This window comes from Larsenimonas suaedae, assembly GCF_023712105.1.
Lineage (GTDB): Bacteria > Pseudomonadota > Gammaproteobacteria > Pseudomonadales > Halomonadaceae > Larsenimonas > Larsenimonas suaedae.
This window is the reverse complement of the sequence record NZ_JAMLJI010000002.1, coordinates 325,931-344,871: the sequence shown is the minus strand read 5'-3', so window position 1 is coordinate 344,871 and position 18,941 is coordinate 325,931. Positions and strand designations below refer to the sequence as shown.

Sequence of the window (18,941 nt, the reverse complement as noted above, 5' to 3'; positions counted from 1 at the left end):
GCCTGAGGACGCGCCTTGCGCGCGTCGAGCGAATTTCAGGAGTTAACAGTACATGGCTAAGCAACAACCGCGTGTCGATGCGGTCATCGTCGGTCTCGGCTGGACCGGGTCCATCATGGGGATGGAACTGACCGAGGCGGGCCTCAACGTATTGGCGCTGGAGCGCGGTGCCGACCGCACCAATGAGGACTTCGCCTACCCAAAGCCCGCCGATGAGCTCGAGTACGGCATTCGCCATACCATGATGCAAAAGCCGAAGCAGGCTGCCGTCACGATTCGCCGTGACCTCAATGAGCGCGCGCTGCCGCAGCGCAAGCTGGGCGCGTTCCTGCCGGGCGATGGCGTCGGCGGCGCCGGTGCGCACTGGACCGGCGTTTTGATTCGCCCGACCCCAACGGATCTGCAGTTAAAGAGCTTCGCCGATCAGGCCTTTGGCAAGGGCGTGCTGCAGGACGACATGCAGATTCAGGATTTCGGGGTCACGTGGGATGAGCTCGAGCCGCACTTCACCTTCTTCGAGAAGGTCTGCGGTCAATCCGGCACCACCGGCAACCTCAACGGCGAGATCCAGCCCGGCGGCGATCCCTTCGAAGGCCCGCGCAGCGAGCCGTATCCGCTGCCGGCACTTCAGGACACCCAGAACACCGAGATGTTCGACAAGGCGGCCAAGCAGCTTGGGTATCATCCGTTCCCGAACCCCTCGGCCAACGTCTCTCGCGCCTGGACCAACCCCTACGGCATGCAGCTCGGGCCGTGCAACTACTGCGGCTTCTGCTCGCGCTATGGCTGCCTGAACTACTCCAAGGCCTCGCCGCAGACCTGCATTCTCAATGCCCTGAAGCAGCGCAGTAACTTTGCCTATCGCACCAACGCCAACGTTACCCGTGTCGAGCTGGCCCCCGATGGCAAGACCGCGACCGGTGTGACCTACATCGACGAGCACGGCGAGGAAGTCTTCCAGCCGGCGGACATGGTCGTGCTGGCCTCCTACGCGCTCAACAACGTGCGCCTGATGCTCAATTCCGGCATCGGTGCGCCGTATGACCCGGTGGCGCGTACCGGCGTGGTCGGGCGTAACTACGCCTACCAGATCGGTGGCGGCATCCACATGTATTTCGATGACATCGAGTTCAACCCGTTCGCCACGGCGGGCGCGACCGGACGAATGTTCAACGATTTCTCGCCGGGCAATTTCGACAGCGCCCAATACGGCTTCATCGGCGGGGCCAAGATGCACTCCTCACAGGCAAGCGGTACGCCGATAAAGACGCCGCTGCCGAAGACCGCACCGAAATGGGGTCAGGGCTACAAGGACGCGCTTCGAAAGCACTATGGCCATCACATGAAGCTTTCGATGACCGGCAGCGTGATGTCGTATCGCTCCAACATGCTGGATCTCGATCCGACCTGGAAGGACCCCTACGGCATGCCGCTTTTGCGCATGACGTTTGACTGGAAGCAGAACGAGCACCGGCTCTCGGCGTTCATGCGTGATCGTCTGCGCGAGATCGCCGATGTGCTGAAGCCGGACTACCGCGACGAAAGCTTCAACCTCGAAGGCTCGCACTTCAAGGTGACCAGCTACGTCTCGACCCATAACGTCGGGGGCGCTGCGATGGGCACCGACCCGAGCACGTCGGCCATCAACCGTTACCTGCAAAGCTGGGACGTGCATAACGTCTTCGTGCCGGGCGGTAACGCCTTCCCGCAGAACTTCCAGGCCAACCCCACCGACCTGATCGGCGCATTGACCTACTGGTCGGCCAAGAAGATCCGTGAGGAATACCTGAAAAATCCGGGGCCCCTGATGGCGCAGAGCTGATACGCTCGGCTCAAGCATGGAAAAAGGCGCCTTCGGGCGCCTTTTTTAGGTCTGTGCCACGAGTCAAACTGAACGCATCACGGCGATGTGGAGTAGGTGGTGGCGCCCTTGGGTGCGCTTTCCTGGCCCTCGGGGCAGGTGCGGTTGGTGGTCGAGAGCGTGCGCCCGCTCTGGCCCGAGCAGACGGTGGCCCGGTCAGGCTTGCCGTCGTAATCCTCGAGGCGGTAGTTGTCGGGCACGTAATTGGAGCGGCTGTGCTCGGTCTCGGGCGCGATCAGAACGTTGGCGTCGATGCGGGGGCGGCCGTCCCGGTCGTATCGGCGGCGGTCGTCATGATCCCAGCCCTTGCGATGATGGTCGTCGAATCGCTCGCCGCGCGGGTTGTCGTGTCGGTCGTTGTAGTGGTGATCGCGTCGGTGCTCGGGCGCGCGTTCGATGCCCTGATTGCTGACGCTGTGATCGCGCTGGATGATTACGGTCTCGGCGGTGGCCGTGAGTGAGGTGGCCATCAACGCGATCAAGAGCGGCGTGTTTAAAATACGCATGGAAAACCTCCGGTGGGGCGTTTTCTCAGTATCGGCCGAACGCGCCGGTTGTCGAGCGCATCCGCGGCCACTCTTACTACCACCCCCAGAACATCAGCCACCAGGCGGCGAGCACCGGCACCATTGACAGCATGAGACCTGCAAGTGCAAGGCCTCGCCGGCCGGTGGAGACGGTGTGGCGGGCGATGATGCGCGCCCCCAGATACAGGCTCCAGAGCGTGCCGGCCGCGAGCAGGGCCGCGCGGGCGTCATTGAGCCAGAAAAGCGTCAGGCCATCGCCTCGAAGCAGGGTGACGGTGGTGGCGGTAAGCCCCAGAAATACCCCAAGCCCACCGAGCGGAATCAGCGCGTGAGAGAGATGCCACAGCCGCTGCCACGACCAGCGCCCGATCAAGCGATTGGTCAGCGCAAGCGCTGTACTGATGAGCAGGCCCATGACCAGCGCGGTCGTCAGGATGTAGCCGATCAGGAGCGCGCCATCGAGCAGGTTGAACACATCGTTTTGCGCGGGGTAGTTGGTCAGAAGCCACCAGGGCGCGTGGGTGGTCAGCGGCCATAGAATGTCGTGCTCGACCAGCCACATGGCGACCGCCTGTTTGACGGCCACGAACCAGGGGCTTGCCGACCAGTGAAACGCGCCGATCGCCACGCCGAACAGGCCGAACGCCAGCAGGATGAAGTCGGCTCGAGTGGCGCGGGTGGCACTTTCGAACACGACCTCATCGGCGGACGAGCGGGCGGTCAGCGTAATGGCGCCCTTGTGGCCACTGCACTTGCCGCACATGTGGCACGGGCTGGCACTCTGGAGCTGCTTGAGCGGTACCAGCGGCGGGCAGTGCACGGTTTCATGACGAATCGCCTCGCCCGAGTGCTCGCGGTTGAACGCGGCCCACTGGGTCTTGTCGGTGCGAAAGTGCACCGGCGCGAGCTTTGAAAGCAGCATGAACACGCCGTTGACCGGGCAGAGGTGGCGACACCACACCCTTGTGCCCCGGCCGTAAATCAGCCCGACTGCCACCGCGGCGACGGTCGAGCCGCCGAGCACGGCGAGCGCCCCGGTCGGGTACTGATAGACACTTGCCATCTGGCCGTAGAGCGTGGTGCCGAGAAAGCCGATGAAGGGCCACCCCTCCCAACGGAGCCATTTCGGAATCGCGCGGCCAAGGCCTACGCGGCTGGCCGCTTCGGTCAGGGTGCCTTCCGGGCAGAACACGCCGCACCAGACGCGCCCGAGCAGCACCATGCTGATCAAAACGAACGGCCACCAGAGGCCCCAGAACACGAACGCCGCGAACACCGTCAGATTGGTGAGGATATGATCCTGATAGCTCGGCAGCGGCAGAAGCGCCGGCACGATCAATAAAAACGCGTACACACCGACCACGACCCACTGCACGGCTTGAATCGGGGCTCGGTTGCGCCGCATCCAGTGGCCGAACGCTTCAAGACGCGGAGCGCGTCGAGCGCTCTGGGCACAGCCGCCCATCAGCGCGGACTCCCGGCCGGCTCAACCGATGCCTGCACCCGGCGCGACTGCCAGCGAAGCAGCGCGATGACGATGAGCCAGTAAGCCCCGTAGGCGATGACCATGGTCTCGGCCGGCCACGCCCGGTAGCCGGCAAGCGTCGCGAGCAGCCCGCCAAGGCCCGCGCTGTCATCGAGCCAGGCGCTGGTGTCCCAGAGTGGGTCGATGCCCGCCGGCAGCCAGCCAAGGCCGATCAGTTTCTCGACCCCGCTGACCAGAAGCGACGCGGCCAGCAGAAGCAGCAGGATCTCGGTGACACGAAAGAACCACGTCCAGGAAAAGAGCTTTGATCCGAGCTGCATCGCGTAGAACGTCAAAAGCGCCAGCGCAAAACCGCCGGCTGCGGCGGTAAGAAAGCTCGCAAAGCCGCCCATCTGAAGCTGGGCCATGCCCATGCCATAGAGAAACACCACGGTTTCGCTGCCCTCACGCGCCACCGCAATGGCGACCAGCACCGCAATGCCCCAGTAACTTGCGCGGTCGACGCTTTTTTCGAGCCCCGCGTGAAGTTCCCGCTTGAGTGTGCGCGCATGAGCCCGCATCCAAAGCACCATCTGCGTGATCAGGGCGCACGCCAGAAGCACCATCACGGCCTGAAACACATCCTGGGCTTCGCCTGCGAGGAAGCTGTCGGCGCTCATCAGGGCAACACCGAAAAGACCTGCAAGGCCGAGGCCTGCGGCCACACCGAGCCACAGATACAAAAGGCCGGTGCGGGCGCCGCTTTGCTTGAGCCAGGCGTAGACGATGCCGATGATCAAGATCGCTTCGACGCTTTCACGCCAGACCACGAACAACACTTGCTGCCACATGGGTAAGACTCCTGCACGGTCGAGTGCCTCTGGGGCGGTCTTGGTGCCGCCTGGGTCGGTTGATAACGATGATTGGGTCGTTTTAAAACGCGGGCTGGGCGCTTCGACTGTCGAGTTATTCGGCGATGAGCGTGCCGCGGGCGTCCGGCAGGTGAAATTCATCGAAAAAGTCGTAGTGACCGGGCTTCAAGGGATGCACGACCACGAATGAGCTGACGCCCGGGCCCATCACCTTTTCCTTGCGCATCGAGGTGCTCTCGAACTCAACCGGGGTGTTGCCGGTGTTGTGCAGTTCAATCTTGAAACGCTCACCGGCCTTGACGTGCAGCGTTTCGGGCTCGAGCGTGCCGTTATTGAGGGTCAGCGTATACGCGGGGAGCTTGGCCGCGTGGGCGATGCCCATGCCAAGGCCCAGAAGAAGCACGGCTTGCAGTAAAGGGTTCATCAGCGGTATCCGGTGGACGTCTTGACGTCATGCGATGTGGGCAGGGCGTCGGGACACCGCCCTGCCTGCCTGAAACTCAGTAGCCGCCTTTCTTGCCGACGCCTGCGTAGGTGAAGTCGTAGTCGACCGTAAGCGGCTCGTACCACGCACTGACGCCGGTTTCCTTATCGACGTGACGCTGCATGTCGGGGTGTTTGATGGTGAAGGTGAGGTGATACTTGCCGGGGCCATCGAGTTTGACGTTGGCGCCGTAGTGCGGCCCATCGCTTGCCACCATCGGCATGAAGTCGCCTTCGATCGGCGTGTCGCTGCCGTTTTTGGTCAATCGGTAGTGCACGCTGAGGGCCGGGATCCAGCTGCCGGGCTCGAAGCCGTTGGTGTTATCCTCCAGCGCGTGAATGTCGGCCTCGAGGTGAATGTCGGCGTCCTTGGCGGGCAGTTTTCCGGCCGGCTCCATCGTGACCGGCTGCAGATACACCGCCGCGATTTCCATGCCGTGCTCATGCTTGGGCTTGCCGATGGGGTACTCAAGCGCGAGCGCGGAAGTCGAGATCAGGGTCAGGGCGGGCAGGGCCCAAAGCGTATGGCGAGAAATCATGGTCGGTATTCCTGCGTGGACGACGTTATACGAAAGATACTATCGGGTGCGAATACGCCTATAGGGCGTCAGCAAATGAGAATCATGTGCAGGGCGAATATAGCGCGCTTAGCTAAACCTTAAAAGATCAACGTTTGGCGTAGACGCGCCGTCGAGCAAGCGCGTCGAACGTGCTGATCGGACCGTGCATTCAAGAGGAGAGGGTATGGCGCAGGCAGAGGCCATGACGCGGGCCGACGTTCGGACCCTACAGGACAAACTCCGTGCGCGACGCCACCGGGCGCTGCTTTGGTGGTCGGGTGACTTTGACGCCCTTCGGGCGCGGGCGTGGGAGTGTCTTCCAGACGAAGGTGATGTGCTGTGGGTCGGCGCGCCGCCGGAGACGGCCGCCCATGTGCACTCGGTGACGGTGAAAACGGCGCGCCAGTGGCTTGGGCGCGAGACCGACATGGTGGTGCTGGAGGCGTTCGAGGGCGTGGAGCCCGATGCGCTTGGGGCGCTTTCCGGCACGGTGCGCCCGGGCGGCGTGGTGCTGTTGCTGCTCGATGCACGGACGCCGACCTCGCGATTTGATCGCCGCATCCGACGGCTTCTTGCCGAGTTGCCGGCGCTGCCTACTGACGCGGTGCCGACCGGGCCTGCCGGTGAGCTGCCCTTCGATGGCCCGAGTTACGGCGCCGTGACGTCTGATCAGGTGCGCGCGGTCGAGGCGCTTCTGGCCTTGAAGCGTCGCCGGCCGCTGGTGATTACCGCCGACCGTGGCCGGGGCAAGAGTGCGGCGCTGGGGCTTGCCGCCGCCGAGCTGCTGCGCCGAGGGCAGACGACGCTCTACGTTAGCGCCCCTCGAAAGGCCTCCGTGGCGCCGCTCTTTGCACGGCTCGAGGCGCAGCTTCCGGGCGGCACGCTCGAGGGTGGCGTATTTCGCTATCACGATCAGAGCGTGCGTTTCGTGCCGCCGGATCAGCTCGGTGAGGTTGGCGGCCCCGGCACGACGCTTTTGATCGATGAGGCTGCGGCGCTGCCGGTTCAGTACCTCTCTACCGCCCTCGAGCGATTTCCCCGCATCGCCTTCGCGTCCACCGTGCACGGCTACGAAGGCGCCGGGCGCGGGTTCGAGCTGCGCTTTCGGGCCCGGCTCGATGCCCGCACGCCGGACTGGCGCGCGCTTGAGCTCACCACGCCCATCCGCTGGGCGGACGGCGACCCGCTGGAAGACGCCACCGACCGTTTGTTGTGTTTGTCCGCGCGGCCCACACCGCTTGACCCCCTTGCGACGCCCGCTATTCCATCCCTTCGGGTCGAACGGCTTGACCGAGCGCGCCTGGCCTCGGACGACGCGGTGCTCGAGGCGGTGTTCGGCCTTTTGGTGCAGGCGCATTACCGCACCGCCCCCAGGGATCTGGTGCAGCTGCTCGACGGTGAGGGGGTTGCGGTGTGGGCGGCGTTTGATGGTGAGGTGATCGTCGGTGTGGCACTGAGCGTCGATGAAGGTGGCTTTTCCGAGGCGCTTGCCCGCGCCGTGGCTGACGGCCATCGTCGGCCCAGGGGGCACCTGATGGCGCAATCGCTTGCCCTGCACCTTGGGCTTGAGGCCGCGGCGCAGTGCCGGCATCGGCGCGTCATGCGCGTCGCGGTTCATGAGGCGCGACGACGCCTTGGGGTCGGGGCCCGGTTGATCGAGGCGCTGGCGGCCGAGGGCCGTCGAGACGGCATTGATGCGCTGGCGGTGAGCTTCGGGCTCGATGACCACCTGCCTGCCTTCTGGGCCGCGCAGGCCTTTTCGGTGGTGCGGGTGGGGCTTGGCCGGGAAACCGCCAGCGGCGAACATGCGCTGATGATGCTGCGCCCGCTGACGGACGACGGCCAGGCGTTGACGCGTCAGGCGCACGCGCGGCTGGCATCGCTCTGGGCCGAGTGGCTTGGCGTTGAACTTCAGACGTTGCCCGCGTCGCAGGTGGCGTGGGTCACCGCGTATTTGACGCCCCCGGCGCTCGCGCCGGATGACGCTGCGCTTATCGACCGGTTCGCGCATGCCAATGCGCCCTGGGCGCTCAGCCGGGCGAGCCTCCGGCGGTGGCTGTGGCAGACCGCGTTCGAGCGCCCGGATGAGGCGGGGCTATCAATGGCACTGGCGCTGTCGTTTCAGGGGCTTGAGTGCGCAATAGAGGATGAGGAGGTGCCCGAGGGTCGCGAGGCGCGCATCGGCTGGCTTCGACGCTGGGTTTCTTCCAGGCGGGGGTGAGGGCTATGCTTTGGAAACGATCAAGGAGCTTCAATCATGAATGACCATCTGGATACGCTGGCGCCCGAGCCGCTGTGGCGCCACTTTCGCACGCTGTGCAACACCCCGCGCCCGTCCGGCCGGGAGCAGGCCATCCTCAAGAAGATCACGGACTGGGCCGACGCGCGCGGGCTCGAGTACGAGTTCGATGAGACCGGCAACCTGTTGATACGAAAGGCCGCTACCCCCGGCCATGAGGACGCGCCCGGCGTGGTGCTTCAGTCCCACGTCGATATGGTGAGTCAGGCCGACAGCGACATCGATCACGACTTCGAGCGCGACCCGATCGAGACCTATGTGGAGGGCGGCTGGCTCCACGCGCGCGGCACGACCCTCGGCGCCGACAACGGCGTCGGTGCGGCCGCGGCGCTGGCGATTCTTGAAGACGACGCGCTGACCCACGGGCCGCTGGAAGCGCTCTTTACCATCGAGGAAGAGGCGTCTCTTGTCGGTGCGCGCCATCTGGCGCCGAACTGGCTGCACGGTGAGTATCTCTTGAACCTCGACTCCGAGTTCCGCGGTGAGGTCTACATCGGCTGCGCCGGTGGCAACGACGTCAAGGTCGATCACGACTTCAAACAGCTCGAGGTCGAGTCAAACCAGCAGGTGCTCGAGGTCAGCGTCAGCGGGTTGGTCGGCGGTCATTCGGGCATGGACATCGACAAGGGGCGCGCCAACGCCAACGTGCTGCTGGCCAGCGCGCTGTGGGCGCTGCGCGATACCGGCGTGCAGCTGGTGAGTTGGAGCGGTGGCACCATGCGCAACGCCATCACCCGGGACGCCAGCGCAACCATTGTAGTGCAGGCCGAGGCCGAGACGCTGGTGGGCGAAACCCTCCGGGCGTTCGAGCAGCGTGAGCGCGGGCTGTATCAGGGCATCGACGACGGCCTTCGCATCGAGGTCACTCAGGCCGCGACCCCTGCCCGTCAGGCGTTGTCGCAAGACGACAGCCGCCGGCTGCTGGCGGTGCTCGCGGCCATGCCCTACGGAATCGATCGCATGAGCGTGGCGGTGCCGGGCGTGGCGGAAAGCTCCAACAACATTGGTGTGCTGCGCCTCGAGCACGGTCATCTGCACCTGGGCGCGATGGTGCGGGCGTTGAATCTTGACAGCGCCGAGGCGCTTAACGAGCGGTTCAGAGCGCTCTTTTCGCTGATCGACGTTGAGGCGATTGCCGGCGAGGGCTACCCCGGATGGGCGCCGAACGCGCAGTCGCCGCTGTTGGCGCGGTTCATCGAGTTGCATGAGCGGGAAGTCGGTGCACCTGCCGAGGTCAAGGTCATTCATGCAGGCCTTGAGTGCGGCATCATCGGGGCGAAATACCCGGGGCTCGACATGATTTCCTTTGGCCCGACCATTCTCGGGGCGCATTCGCCCACCGAACGGGTGGAGCTCGAGGCGGTCGAGGAGTTCTATCGCCTGCTTCAGGCGATGATCGAAGAGCTTGCCTGAGTGCGCACGTAAATCCCTTGAACAACGCCGGCATGATGCCGGCGTTTTCGGATCGGGCGCTTGTCGGGCGCGGGCTTCTGTGAAATACTAAGCACCCTTACTAATTAACGCTCGTGTTCGCGCCGTCTGCTGTCGGCGCTTTTTTCGTTTATTCAACGAACGCTTTTGGAGTTCCCATGAACGCGCTTTGGGCTGACCGGCTGATCATGGCCTTGAAGACCGCCATTGCCGTGGTCATCAGTCTCTACATCGCCATTCGGTGCGATCTGGTGCAGCCGGCCTGGGCGATTCTCGGGGTACTCCTGGTGACTGTGCAGCCGATGATGTTCACAGGCGCCACGCCGCCGGTGGGTGTCATGGTGCGTCGGGGCATCGCTCGGCTAATCGGCACCGTGGTCGGTGCGCTCGCGGGGGTGATGCTGATTGCGATGTTCGGTCAGCAGCCGATGCTGTTCGTTGTGGCGGCCGGGGCGTGGCTCGCGTTTTGTACCTATTGCGTGATGCTTTTGCAGGACGAGCCGTTGAGCTACACCATGATGCTCTGCGGCTACACCGCCACCATGGTGTCGCTGTCGGCGATCGGCCACGACCCGACGCAGGTGATCAATTACGCCATCGGTCGAACCGAGGAAACCGGGCTTGGCATCGTGGTCGGGCTTTTGGTCAATATCGTGTTTCTGCCCAAGTTCGGCAGTGACCGCCTGCCCGGCGCCATTACGGCGTTTTTGAAAGACGCCGCGCTTCAAACCCGGGACGTGCTCGATGGCCGGGTTGGAAATGACAGCCTCGAGCGCTATCGGGCACTGCTCGAGCGCCAGCGCCAGATGGATCAGACCCAGGGCATGGCGCGTTTCGAGCACTGGCGCTACCGAGTCTATCGTCAGCCGCTGGCGCGGTTTTCAAGCGAAAGCCTGACGCTTTTGTCCTCGATTCGTGATTTAGAAAGCGCGCTTGAGCGGCTTAGGCGTCAGCCCGGCGGGGATGCGCCCGCGGATCAACTGGCCGAGCGACTGGTTGCCCGGCTCGAGGCCTGGCAGAGTCTGGATGAAAACGGCCGGCTCGATGAGGCAGCGCTCGAGCGAATCGAGCCGCCAGAGCGTTCAGGACTTGCACCGCCGACGCAGGCGTGTCTGACGCTTGCGCTGTCACGGCTTGAGGATATTTTGAACCGGCTGCGTCACGGGCAGAAGCTGCTGGCGACGCTTCACACCGGCAAGGCCCCGCGGGAGCTGCCGCGCCGGGTGCGCGGCACGTATCTGCACCTGGAGCATGGCGTTGCCCGCTTCAACGCGTTTCGCGTCTTTGCAGGGTTCGTGGCGCTGGGGCTTTTCTGGGTGCACAGCGGCTGGCATTCCGGTTATTTCGCCATGATGATGATGGCGGTCTTTTGCGTGCTGTTTGCCAAGGCGCCCAACCCACACAAGATCGTGTTCCAGTTTCTGATCGGTACGGCGCTCTCGGTGCCGGTGGCGATGTTCTATTCCTTTATCCTATTCCCGGCTCTGAACGGGTTCTGGCTGATGGCGATCAGTCTGGCCGTGCCGGTGGGGCTGACGGCCCTTATGCTGCCGTATCCGGCGCTTGCGGCGTCGCTGCCGGCGGTCATCAATCTCTCGATGACGCTTAACCTGAAGCGCGAGCTTGTGATTGCGCCGGAACCGCTGATGAACTCGTCGATGGCGTCGATCGTTGGCACCGCTGCGGCTGTGGTGGTGTTCATGCTGTTTCGGCAGCGCCCCGCGGCCGCGCGGCTCGAGGACCTCTTCAACGGTTTCTGGGAAGAAATTGCCCGACTGGGCAATCCACGTGACGCGCTGCCCAATCTGGGGCGGCTTGAAATCCGGCTGCACGACCGACTCGGGCGCATGCTTGCGCTTGGGGACAGCGAGCACCGGCTGCGCTTTGCAACGCTGTTGCACGGGTTGGGGCTCGGAGTCTGGCGGCTGCGCCGTCGTCGCCGGGCGCTGGGTGAGCGCGACGCGCGCCTCGAGGCATTCGACGCCTGGCTCAAGCGTCTGACCGAAGAGCTCAACGACGCCGAGGACCTCCAGGGCATCGATGTGGCCCGTGCGCGCAAGGGCGCCACCGAGGCCATCGACTGGGCGCGGCACTTCTATCATGAGCGCGTCTCGGGCATCGAGGTCGCCGCCGAGCTCGAGATGCTCAGCCATTTATTGAGCGAACTGGGCACGCGTGCCCCCGACGACACACACGGAGGCCTCGCGCATGCTCACTGACTGGTCGATGCTCGGGTTCTTGCTACCGCCGATCGTGGTGCCGGTGATCGTGGCGCTGGTGGTGCACTATCTGACCCGGCGCCTGTGGTCCCGGCTCGGTATCTATCGGTGGTTCTGGCACCCAAACCTTGTGGACATCGCCTTTTTTGCCTTGTGGTTCTGGGTCGTCATGGCGGTATGGCCCGGTCAGGCCCCGGCGCCTTTTTAATCAGTAGGGAGTAACGGATGCCGCGTATCAATCGAAAACCGTTGAGGCTGTTGTTGACCTGCGCCCTGCTGGTGCTCGCAACGATCGCCGTGGTGCAGATCTGGCAGCACTACATGCACGATCCATGGACGCGTGACGGGCGCGTGCGGGCGGACGTGGTGCGCGTAGGCGCCGACGTCTCGGGGCTGGTCGACGGTCTGTCGGTACACGACAACGAGTACGTCGAGAAGGGCCAAGTGCTCTACACCATCGACAAGGCGCGCTATCAGCTGGCGCTCGATCAGGCCAAGGCCAACCTCGATCAACTCAAGGTCGATCTGGACAACGCGCGCCAGCGCTATCAGCGTCGCAAGCGTCTGAAGCAGTTTGTCTCCGCCGAGGAGCGTGACGACGCCGAATTCAGCTACCGGGCCGCCCAGGCCTCGGTCAATCAGGCCAATGTCGCGGTTCGAAAGGCCGAGCTTGATCTTGACCGTGCAATCGTTCGCGCGCCGGTGGACGGCTACGTCACCAACCTCCTGCTGCGCCCGGGTCAATACGTAAGTTCCGGCACCGAGACGTTGACGGTGGTCGATGCCCACAGCTTCTATGTGCTGGGCTATTTCGAGGAAACCAAGCTCGCGCGCATTCAGCCCGGCATGCACGCGCGCATCAAGCTGATGAGCTGGGAGACGCCGATCACGGGGCATGTGCAAAGCATCGCCCGCGGCATTGCCGATAACAGCCTGACCAGTCACGCCGAGGGCCTTCAAAGCGTCGACCCGACGTTTGACTGGGTGCGTCTGGCCCAGCGCATTCCGGTGCGCATTGCCATCGACCATTTACCGGAGGGGGTGACGCTGGCCGCAGGGCTCTCGGCCACGGTTTACATCGGAGATCCGCTGCCGGCGGATGAATCCAAGTGGCAGGCCGGGCTTCGGCGCTGGCTTGAAGGGTTTTTCAACGTCTGAACCGGCCCGAAGCGACGCAACGAACGCGAGTCGGGCTTGGACCTGGACAGCACGGCGGCCCATGGCCGCCTTTTTTGTGCCTCGGCGTCTATTCTATGGGGCTTATACCAGGGCTTATCAAAACCGGCGTGAGCGCCAGAGCGAGGAGTGGGCGAGTGAGATCGAGAACGCGTACGTGGCGGGATGTCCGGTGGGGCGTCGGGGTTCTATCGATGCTGTCGGTGCTGGTGGCGCTGCTGGTTGCAGCGCCTGCGCGGGCGGATAACGATGCCCTCTGGCAGGCGTTTCTGGCAAAGCGCGAGGGTGTGCAGGTCGCGGGTGCAGGCACGGTGACGCGGGTGCTGAAAGACGACACCCGCAGTCGTCGCCATCAGCGCTTCATCCTCGAGCTCGACCACGATCAGACCGTGTTGATCGCGCACAACATCGACCTGGCGCCCCGGGTCGAGGGGCTTGAACGCGGTGACCGGGTCGAGTTCTACGGCGAATACGCCTGGAATGCCAGGGGCGGTGTGGTGCACTGGACCCACCGCGACCCCGGCAGGCGCCACATCAACGGCTATCTGATCGTCGACGGGCAGCGTTACTGGTAATGCGTTCGCAGCCGATTCAGGCGCCGCAGCAGCGCTTGTGCTTCTTGCCGCTGCCGCACGGGCAGGGCGCATTGCGCGAGACCGGTTCCGGCGTTGGGTTTTGAACGCCGTCGAGGTAGTACCAGAGCCCGTCTTCGCGCACGAACCGTGAGCGTTCGTGCATCACCTGCTCGACGCCTTCAGCCAGAAAATGAGCCTTGAACTCGACCTCGCCCCGTCGGCGCTTTTCGGTATGAGACAGCACCTCAAGGCCCGTCCAGGCCACCTCGGGACGTGACAGGGTGTCGGCGTCGAGCGTCTTGCGCTCAAGGCTCTGGGGCGCCCAGGTCTCGAGCAGGTACGCGCCGAGTCCGCCGAGGGCGAAGGCGCTGTAGCGCGAGCGCATCAGCGCCTCGCAGGTCGGTGCCGGGCGCACGCGGTCATGAAAGATCTGGCAGCAACGGTTGTAGGGCAGGCCGGACTGGCAGGGGCAGGACGTGGTCATAACGCTCTCGTCAGGGTGTTTCGGAACTAGCCTATCAAGAATTGATCCGGGGTGCCGTTGACCCTCCCATAACATCGGTCTTAGTTCACAACGTCAACGACGAGTTCGAGCGTATCCCCGGGGAAAACGATATGGATCAATTGTTCGAAAAAATTCATCAACTGCCCAATGTGCCCGAAGTGGTCATGGAGCTTCTGGAGAACTTCAATAACCGCAACATCAGCGTCGATGAAGTCTCCTCGAGCATCAAGAAGGATCCAAACCTGTCGCTCAAGGTGCTGCGCATGGCCAACTCAGCCCGCTACGGCGCCGGGCGCAACGTGGCCTCGATCGACGACGCGGTGATGCTGCTCGGCTTCGATTGCGTGAAGACGCTGGTCATCGCCTCCGGCGTCACCTGTGCGTTCAAGGAGCTGCCCGGGCTTGATCGGCGCGAGTTCTGGCGGGAATCGTTCATGGTGGCCAACATCGCCAAGACCATCCTTCGCAACAGCAAGCTGAAAGGCTCGCTGCCTGAAACCGCGTTTACCTGCGGGATTTTGCACAACATCGGCTTGACGCTCATGCACATCGGCGAGCCTGAAAAGATGCTTCGCATCGACAAGCTGGTCGAGCAGGGCGCGATTCGAAGTGAGCTGGAGCAGAACCAGTTCGGCTATGACTACACCCAGGTCGGCGCGGAGCTTGCCCGGCGCTGGCGCTTCCCGGAAACCATCCGCACGGCGCTCGAGTATCAGAACGCGCCCTTGAGCGCCGAGCCGTTCTCACCCTACGCCGCGTCGGTGCATCTGGCCTCCTACCTCTACCGCTGTATCGCCAACGGCAAGACCGAGGAAGAGGCATTGAGTCAGTTCCCGGCCGACGTTCGAAAGCCGCTGTCGCTGGATCTCTTGACGCTTTATGAAGAAATCGTCGAACTGATGCGCCACGACGACGACATCGACGCCATTCTCGCCTGATTCCGGGCCGATCCTGATCCTTGAAACGAGGGCCGCCGATGCGGCGGCCCTCACTCCGAGGACGCCGCCTGCGGGCCCAGCACCTTTCTCAGGAAGCTTCTCGTTCGCGGGTCCTTCGGAGCACTGAACAGCGCTTCCGGCGGCCCCTGTTCGACGATGTTGCCACCGGACATGAAAATCACCCGGTCGGCCACATCGCGGGCGAACTGCATTTCGTGGGTGACCACCAGCATGGTCTGACGCTCCCGGGCGAGCTGTTTCATGACGGAAAGCACTTCGTCGACCCACTCAGGGTCAAGCGCGGAGGTCGGCTCATCGAAGAGAATCAGATCCGAGTTCGCCGCCATGGCCCGGGCAATGCCGACGCGCTGCTGCTGGCCGCCGGACAGCGCCGCCGGGTAGGCGGTGTGCTTGTCGTTAAGCCCCACACGGTCGAGCAGCTCGCCGGCGCGGGCGTGCGCCTTCGCCTTCGGCCAGCCATCCACCACGATCAGCCGTTCGGCTACGTTCTCGAGCGCGTTCTTGTTGGCAAACAGGGCGTAGTTCTGAAACACGAACGCCGTCTTGCGTCTGAGTGCCAGGCGGTCATCGTTCGAGACTCGGTCAAAATCGACGTGATGCCCGCCCAGCGTGATATGACCCTGATCCGGGGATTCCAGCATGTTGATGCAGCGCAGCAGCGTCGATTTGCCGGTGCCGCTTGGCCCGATGACCACGATGATCTCGCCTTGCTCGATGTCGAGATCGATGCCATTGAGCACCGGCGTATCGCCGAAAAACTTGGTGAGTCCGCGCACGGTGATCATCGTTGATAGGCCTTGTTGAGTTTGCGTTCCATCAGTTTCTGAAGTCGCGACAACAGCTCGACCACCACCCAATAGATCACCGCCACCGTCAGAAACGCCTCGAAGTAGAGAAAGCTGCTGGAGGCTTCCTTCTGAGTGGCGCCCATCAGTTCGGTCACCCCGAGCGTGAAGGCAAGCGAGGTCGACTTGATCATGTCGATGAAGTAGTTCATGAGCGTCGGCACCGCGATGCGAGTGGCCTGAGGCAGCACGATCCGGCGCATCAGCTGCGACTGGGTCATGCCGATCGACAGCGCCGCCTCGGTCTGGCTGCGGTCAATCCCGACGATGGCCGCGCGAATCGACTCCGCCATATAGGCACTGAAATGCAGCGTCAGCCCTAAAATGGTGGCGGTCACGCCGTCGATCTTGACCAGCGATTCGATCAGCTGGGGCAGGCCGTAATAGAACAGAAACAGCTGCACCAGAAGGGGCGTTCCGCGAAAGAAGGAAATGAACAGTTTTGCCGCGCCGTTGACAAGCGGCGGTTGCACGACGCGGACGATGGCCAGCCCCGAGGCCAGCACCAGCGCACACAGCATGCCGGCGCTGGCCATGCCGAGCGTGATGGGAAGCTTGCCGAGCAGGTAGGGAAACAGCTCGGCCATGTAGCCAAAATCAAGAATCTGCACGATCGGCCTCGTATGTACTGCTTAGGGAGAGGTGATGTCGGCGTCGAACCATTTTTCTGAAATGGTCTTCAGCGTGCCATCCTGCCTGAGCTCGGTCAGCGCCTCATCGACGCGGTCTCTGAGCGCGCGGCCGTCCTTGGTGTCACGAAACGGCAGGGCATTCTCGATCTTGGAAAACGGCTGGCCTGCCAGTTGCAGTGGCATCGGGGTTTGCTTGATGACCTGAGTGGCGCTGACCCGGTCCATCACGAACGCGTCCGACCGGCCAAGCGCCACGTCCTGTTCGACGTTGCTGTCGTAGGTCTTGATCGTGATCTTGTCGGCGTTGGGCAGTTGTTCGAGAAGCTGTTCGTAGTTGGTGCCAAGGTTTACGGCAACGGTCTTGCCCGAAAGATCTTCCGGCCCATGGATCGAATCGTTGCCTTTTTTGACCACGACCTGGGCGCCGTCGTAGACATAGGGCTGTGTGAAGGCGTACTTGGCCTTGCGCGCGTCGGTGATGGTGATCTGATTGGCGATGGTATCGACCCGCCCTGAATCCAGCATGCCGGCAAGGCCCGAGAAGCTTGCGGTCACGAAGGTCACGTCTTCACCGATGCGCTTGCCGACGGCGTTCATCACGTCGATTTCGAAGCCTTGAAGCTCACCGTGTTTCGAGAACGTGAACGGGAAATAGTTGCCGGACATGCCGACCTTGATGTCGGCGTGGGCCGGGAGGGCACCCAGCGTCAGTACGGTCAGGGCAAGGGTGGATGCCAGTCGTTTGAATGTCATGTGAGCACTCTCCAATTGCAAATCGGTCTAGGGAACATGGTACGACAAACATGTAATACCGTCATAAGAGAATAAATTCATATGCGATTTTGTTTTATTTGATCGGTTCTGGCTTGTCCGAAACGGATGTTTACCAAATAGGCTCCTGGTGGTTATTGAATAGAGCTTGGGTGGTTATTGAATAGAGCTTGGGTGTTTATTAAATGGTGTCGTGGTGTTTAAAATAAGAAACATCGCGTGGTTCGGCCCCCTTGCGTGTTGCGGTGGGCCGGGCCATGAACCGACAGGAGTGCTTCATGTATTGCGATACCCAGCTTTTCATTGACGGCCAATGGCGTCCGGCGGCGACAGGCGCCACCCTCGACATTGAAAACCCCGCGACCGAAACGGTTATCGGCCACGTGGCCAAGGCCTGTGAGACTGACCTCGAGCAGGCCGTCACGGCTGCATCAACCGCCTTTAAGACGTGGAAGGCGCGCTCGCCGCTCGAGCGCGCCAAGATCATGCGTCGCGCCGCCGAGCTTCTTCGTGAGCGCGTCGAGCGCATCGCCGAGCTGATGACGCAGGAGCAGGGCAAGCCGCTTGCCCAGTCGCGCGCAGAGCTTTTAGGGGCGGCGGAAACCATCGACTGGTTCGCGGGCGAAGCGCAGCGCGGCTACGGCCAGGTCATTCCAGCCCGCGCTGATGACGTGCAGCAGCTTGCGATCAAGCATCCGGTTGGCGTGGTGGCTGCGTTCACACCGTGGAATTTTCCGGTCAATCAGGTGGTGCGAAAGCTGTCTGCGGCGCTTGCCACCGGCTGCACCATTATCGTCAAGGGGCCGGAAGAAACCCCGGCCTCGCCGGCTGAGCTTGTACGCGCCTTCAGTGATGCAGGCGTCCCTGCCGGGGTGATCAATCTGGTCTATGGCGTGCCGGCCGAGGTCTCCGAGTATCTAGTGCCGCACCCAGGTGTTGCGAAGATTTCCTTTACCGGCTCGACGCCGGTCGGCAAGCACCTGGCCTCGCTTGCCGGTCAGCACATGAAGCGAGCCACCATGGAGCTGGGTGGCCATGCGCCGGTGTTGATCTTTGACGATGCCGACCTTGACGCTGCCGCGAAGGAAATGGCGCAGGCGAAATTTCGCAATGCCGGTCAGGTCTGCATTGCCCCGACCCGGTTTCTGGTGCAGGCCTCGGTCTATGAGGCGTTTCTCGACAAGTTCGTCGCCGAGGTGCGTGCGCTTGTTCAGGGCAACGGCATGAGCGAGGGCGTGACCATCGGGCCGATGGTGCATGCGCGCGCCCGTGACAATGTGGCGGCGTTTGTCGAAGACGCCGTCGAGCGCGGCGCGACCGTGCTTGCCGGGGGCGCACGCGGCGACGGTGCCGGCTATTTCTTCCAGCCGACCGTCTTGAAGGATGTGCCGACGGACGCCCGCGCCTGGAGCGAAGAGCCCTTCGGGCCGGTGGCGCTGTTCAATCGCTTCGAGACCTATGATGAGGCGGTTGCCGAGGCCAACCGGTTGCCGTTTGGACTTGCGGCCTACGCCTACGCCCGCGATCACCGCACGGTATCGAACCTCACGCGGGACATCGAAAGCGGCATGCTGACCATCAATCACAACGGCATCGGCCTTCAGGAAACGCCGTTTGGTGGCATCAAGGAATCCGGCTATGGCACCGAAGGCGGCAGCGAGGCGATCGAGAGCTACCTCGAGACCCGTTACGTCTCTCAGGGAGCGCGCTGAGTTCACGCCCGCGCCGTGCTAGACTCCACCAACGCCGGCCTTGCCGGCG

18 protein-coding genes are annotated in these 18,941 nt (G+C 63.2%); 9 read left to right on the top strand and 9 right to left on the bottom strand.

The features are described from left to right. The first annotated feature begins 52 nt into the window (after positions 1–52). Positions 53–1,822 (top strand): GMC family oxidoreductase, encoded by a 1,770-nt coding sequence (locus tag NAT49_RS07555; protein WP_251592840.1) that lies wholly within the window; start codon positions 53–55, stop codon positions 1,820–1,822. 77 nt (positions 1,823–1,899) lie between these two features. Here NAT49_RS07555 and NAT49_RS07550 read toward each other — a convergent pair whose 3' ends face one another. From NAT49_RS07550 to NAT49_RS07530, 5 genes are all read right to left on the bottom strand, one after another. After that, positions 1,900–2,367 (bottom strand): hypothetical protein, encoded by a 468-nt coding sequence (locus NAT49_RS07550; protein ID WP_251592838.1) that lies wholly within the window; start codon positions 2,365–2,367, stop codon positions 1,900–1,902. A gap of 76 nt (positions 2,368–2,443) precedes the next feature. After that, positions 2,444–3,853: a 4Fe-4S binding protein gene (locus NAT49_RS07545; protein ID WP_251592834.1), complete on the bottom strand. Its 1,410-nt coding sequence runs from the start codon at positions 3,851–3,853 to the stop codon at positions 2,444–2,446. After that, positions 3,853–4,704, bottom strand: a complete 852-nt coding sequence (locus NAT49_RS07540; RefSeq protein ID WP_251592833.1) for an FTR1 family iron permease — start codon at positions 4,702–4,704, stop codon at positions 3,853–3,855. Before NAT49_RS07540 ends, NAT49_RS07545 begins: the two co-directional genes overlap by 1 nt. A gap of 115 nt (positions 4,705–4,819) precedes the next feature. Further along, complete coding sequence (locus tag NAT49_RS07535; protein ID WP_251592831.1) at positions 4,820–5,149, bottom strand: cupredoxin domain-containing protein; 330 nt, start codon at positions 5,147–5,149, stop codon at positions 4,820–4,822. A 76-nt stretch (positions 5,150–5,225) separates the two neighbouring features. After that, positions 5,226–5,747 carry an iron transporter gene (locus NAT49_RS07530; RefSeq protein ID WP_251592829.1) on the bottom strand — a complete coding sequence of 174 codons (522 nt, stop codon included), beginning with the start codon at positions 5,745–5,747 and terminating at the stop codon, positions 5,226–5,228. A gap of 205 nt (positions 5,748–5,952) precedes the next feature. On the opposite strand from NAT49_RS07530, the gene NAT49_RS07525 reads away from it, so the two are divergent. The 6 genes from NAT49_RS07525 (at position 5,953) to NAT49_RS07500 (ending at position 13,468) form a co-directional block, all read left to right on the top strand. Beyond that, entirely contained in the window at positions 5,953–7,989 is a 2,037-nt protein-coding gene (locus NAT49_RS07525) for a tRNA(Met) cytidine acetyltransferase TmcA domain-containing protein (RefSeq protein ID WP_251592828.1), read from the top strand. Positions 7,990–8,025: 36 nt separating this feature from the next. Beyond that, positions 8,026–9,480 carry an aminoacyl-histidine dipeptidase gene (locus tag NAT49_RS07520; protein ID WP_251592824.1) on the top strand — a complete coding sequence of 485 codons (1,455 nt, stop codon included), beginning with the start codon at positions 8,026–8,028 and terminating at the stop codon, positions 9,478–9,480. A gap of 176 nt (positions 9,481–9,656) precedes the next feature. Further along, positions 9,657–11,717 carry an FUSC family protein gene (locus tag NAT49_RS07515; RefSeq protein WP_251592823.1) on the top strand — a complete coding sequence of 687 codons (2,061 nt, stop codon included), beginning with the start codon at positions 9,657–9,659 and terminating at the stop codon, positions 11,715–11,717. Beyond that, on the top strand, positions 11,707–11,925 hold the full coding sequence (locus NAT49_RS07510; RefSeq protein ID WP_251592821.1) for a DUF1656 domain-containing protein: 219 nt from the start codon (positions 11,707–11,709) through the stop codon (positions 11,923–11,925). Before NAT49_RS07515 ends, NAT49_RS07510 begins: the two co-directional genes overlap by 11 nt. A 17-nt stretch (positions 11,926–11,942) precedes the next feature. Beyond that, complete coding sequence (locus NAT49_RS07505) at positions 11,943–12,875, top strand: efflux RND transporter periplasmic adaptor subunit (RefSeq protein WP_251592819.1); 933 nt, start codon at positions 11,943–11,945, stop codon at positions 12,873–12,875. Between the two features lie 155 nt (positions 12,876–13,030). Beyond that, positions 13,031–13,468, top strand: coding sequence for a DUF3465 domain-containing protein (locus tag NAT49_RS07500; RefSeq protein ID WP_251592817.1), 438 nt, complete (start codon positions 13,031–13,033; stop codon positions 13,466–13,468). 16 nt (positions 13,469–13,484) lie between these two features. Here NAT49_RS07500 and NAT49_RS07495 read toward each other — a convergent pair whose 3' ends face one another. Next, positions 13,485–13,952: a YchJ family protein gene (locus tag NAT49_RS07495; RefSeq protein ID WP_251592815.1), complete on the bottom strand. Its 468-nt coding sequence runs from the start codon at positions 13,950–13,952 to the stop codon at positions 13,485–13,487. Between the two features lie 131 nt (positions 13,953–14,083). Between NAT49_RS07495 and NAT49_RS07490 the strand changes: the two genes are divergently transcribed. Further along, positions 14,084–14,911, top strand: a complete 828-nt coding sequence (locus NAT49_RS07490) for an HDOD domain-containing protein (RefSeq protein WP_251592813.1) — start codon at positions 14,084–14,086, stop codon at positions 14,909–14,911. A 50-nt stretch (positions 14,912–14,961) separates the two neighbouring features. Here NAT49_RS07490 and NAT49_RS07485 read toward each other — a convergent pair whose 3' ends face one another. The 3 genes from NAT49_RS07485 to NAT49_RS07475 are packed head-to-tail and all read right to left on the bottom strand — an operon-like array spanning position 14,962 to position 17,162. Further along, a complete protein-coding gene (locus NAT49_RS07485; protein WP_251592811.1) occupies positions 14,962–15,717 on the bottom strand; it encodes an amino acid ABC transporter ATP-binding protein in 756 nt (251 codons plus the stop codon). Further along, complete coding sequence (locus tag NAT49_RS07480; RefSeq protein WP_285836078.1) at positions 15,714–16,364, bottom strand: amino acid ABC transporter permease; 651 nt, start codon at positions 16,362–16,364, stop codon at positions 15,714–15,716. The genes NAT49_RS07485 and NAT49_RS07480 overlap by 4 nt, the downstream gene beginning before the upstream one ends. A gap of 45 nt (positions 16,365–16,409) precedes the next feature. Next, positions 16,410–17,162 (bottom strand): amino acid ABC transporter substrate-binding protein, encoded by a 753-nt coding sequence (locus NAT49_RS07475; protein WP_251592808.1) that lies wholly within the window; start codon positions 17,160–17,162, stop codon positions 16,410–16,412. 296 nt (positions 17,163–17,458) lie between these two features. Here NAT49_RS07475 and NAT49_RS07470 point away from each other — a divergent pair, with 296 nt between their 5' ends. Further along, entirely contained in the window at positions 17,459–18,892 is a 1,434-nt protein-coding gene (locus NAT49_RS07470; protein WP_251592807.1) for an NAD-dependent succinate-semialdehyde dehydrogenase, read from the top strand. Positions 18,893–18,941: the final 49 nt, after the last annotated feature.

Coding starts and splice junctions, on each gene's coding strand:
- NAT49_RS07470 (WP_251592807.1), top strand. CDS start 17,459: ATGTATTGCGATACCCAGCTTTTCATTGACGGCCAATGGCGTCCGGCG.
- NAT49_RS07525 (WP_251592828.1), top strand. CDS start 5,953: ATGGCGCAGGCAGAGGCCATGACGCGGGCCGACGTTCGGACCCTACAG.
- NAT49_RS07545 (WP_251592834.1), bottom strand. CDS start 3,853: ATGGGCGGCTGTGCCCAGAGCGCTCGACGCGCTCCGCGTCTTGAAGCG.
- NAT49_RS07495 (WP_251592815.1), bottom strand. CDS start 13,952: ATGACCACGTCCTGCCCCTGCCAGTCCGGCCTGCCCTACAACCGTTGC.
- NAT49_RS07555 (WP_251592840.1), top strand. CDS start 53: ATGGCTAAGCAACAACCGCGTGTCGATGCGGTCATCGTCGGTCTCGGC.
- NAT49_RS07520 (WP_251592824.1), top strand. CDS start 8,026: ATGAATGACCATCTGGATACGCTGGCGCCCGAGCCGCTGTGGCGCCAC.
- NAT49_RS07550 (WP_251592838.1), bottom strand. CDS start 2,367: ATGCGTATTTTAAACACGCCGCTCTTGATCGCGTTGATGGCCACCTCA.
- NAT49_RS07510 (WP_251592821.1), top strand. CDS start 11,707: ATGCTCACTGACTGGTCGATGCTCGGGTTCTTGCTACCGCCGATCGTG.
- NAT49_RS07490 (WP_251592813.1), top strand. CDS start 14,084: ATGGATCAATTGTTCGAAAAAATTCATCAACTGCCCAATGTGCCCGAA.
- NAT49_RS07480 (WP_285836078.1), bottom strand. CDS start 16,364: ATGGCCGAGCTGTTTCCCTACCTGCTCGGCAAGCTTCCCATCACGCTC.
- NAT49_RS07535 (WP_251592831.1), bottom strand. CDS start 5,149: ATGAACCCTTTACTGCAAGCCGTGCTTCTTCTGGGCCTTGGCATGGGC.
- NAT49_RS07485 (WP_251592811.1), bottom strand. CDS start 15,717: ATGATCACCGTGCGCGGACTCACCAAGTTTTTCGGCGATACGCCGGTG.
- NAT49_RS07475 (WP_251592808.1), bottom strand. CDS start 17,162: ATGACATTCAAACGACTGGCATCCACCCTTGCCCTGACCGTACTGACG.
- NAT49_RS07540 (WP_251592833.1), bottom strand. CDS start 4,704: ATGTGGCAGCAAGTGTTGTTCGTGGTCTGGCGTGAAAGCGTCGAAGCG.
- NAT49_RS07515 (WP_251592823.1), top strand. CDS start 9,657: ATGAACGCGCTTTGGGCTGACCGGCTGATCATGGCCTTGAAGACCGCC.
- NAT49_RS07530 (WP_251592829.1), bottom strand. CDS start 5,747: ATGATTTCTCGCCATACGCTTTGGGCCCTGCCCGCCCTGACCCTGATC.
- NAT49_RS07505 (WP_251592819.1), top strand. CDS start 11,943: ATGCCGCGTATCAATCGAAAACCGTTGAGGCTGTTGTTGACCTGCGCC.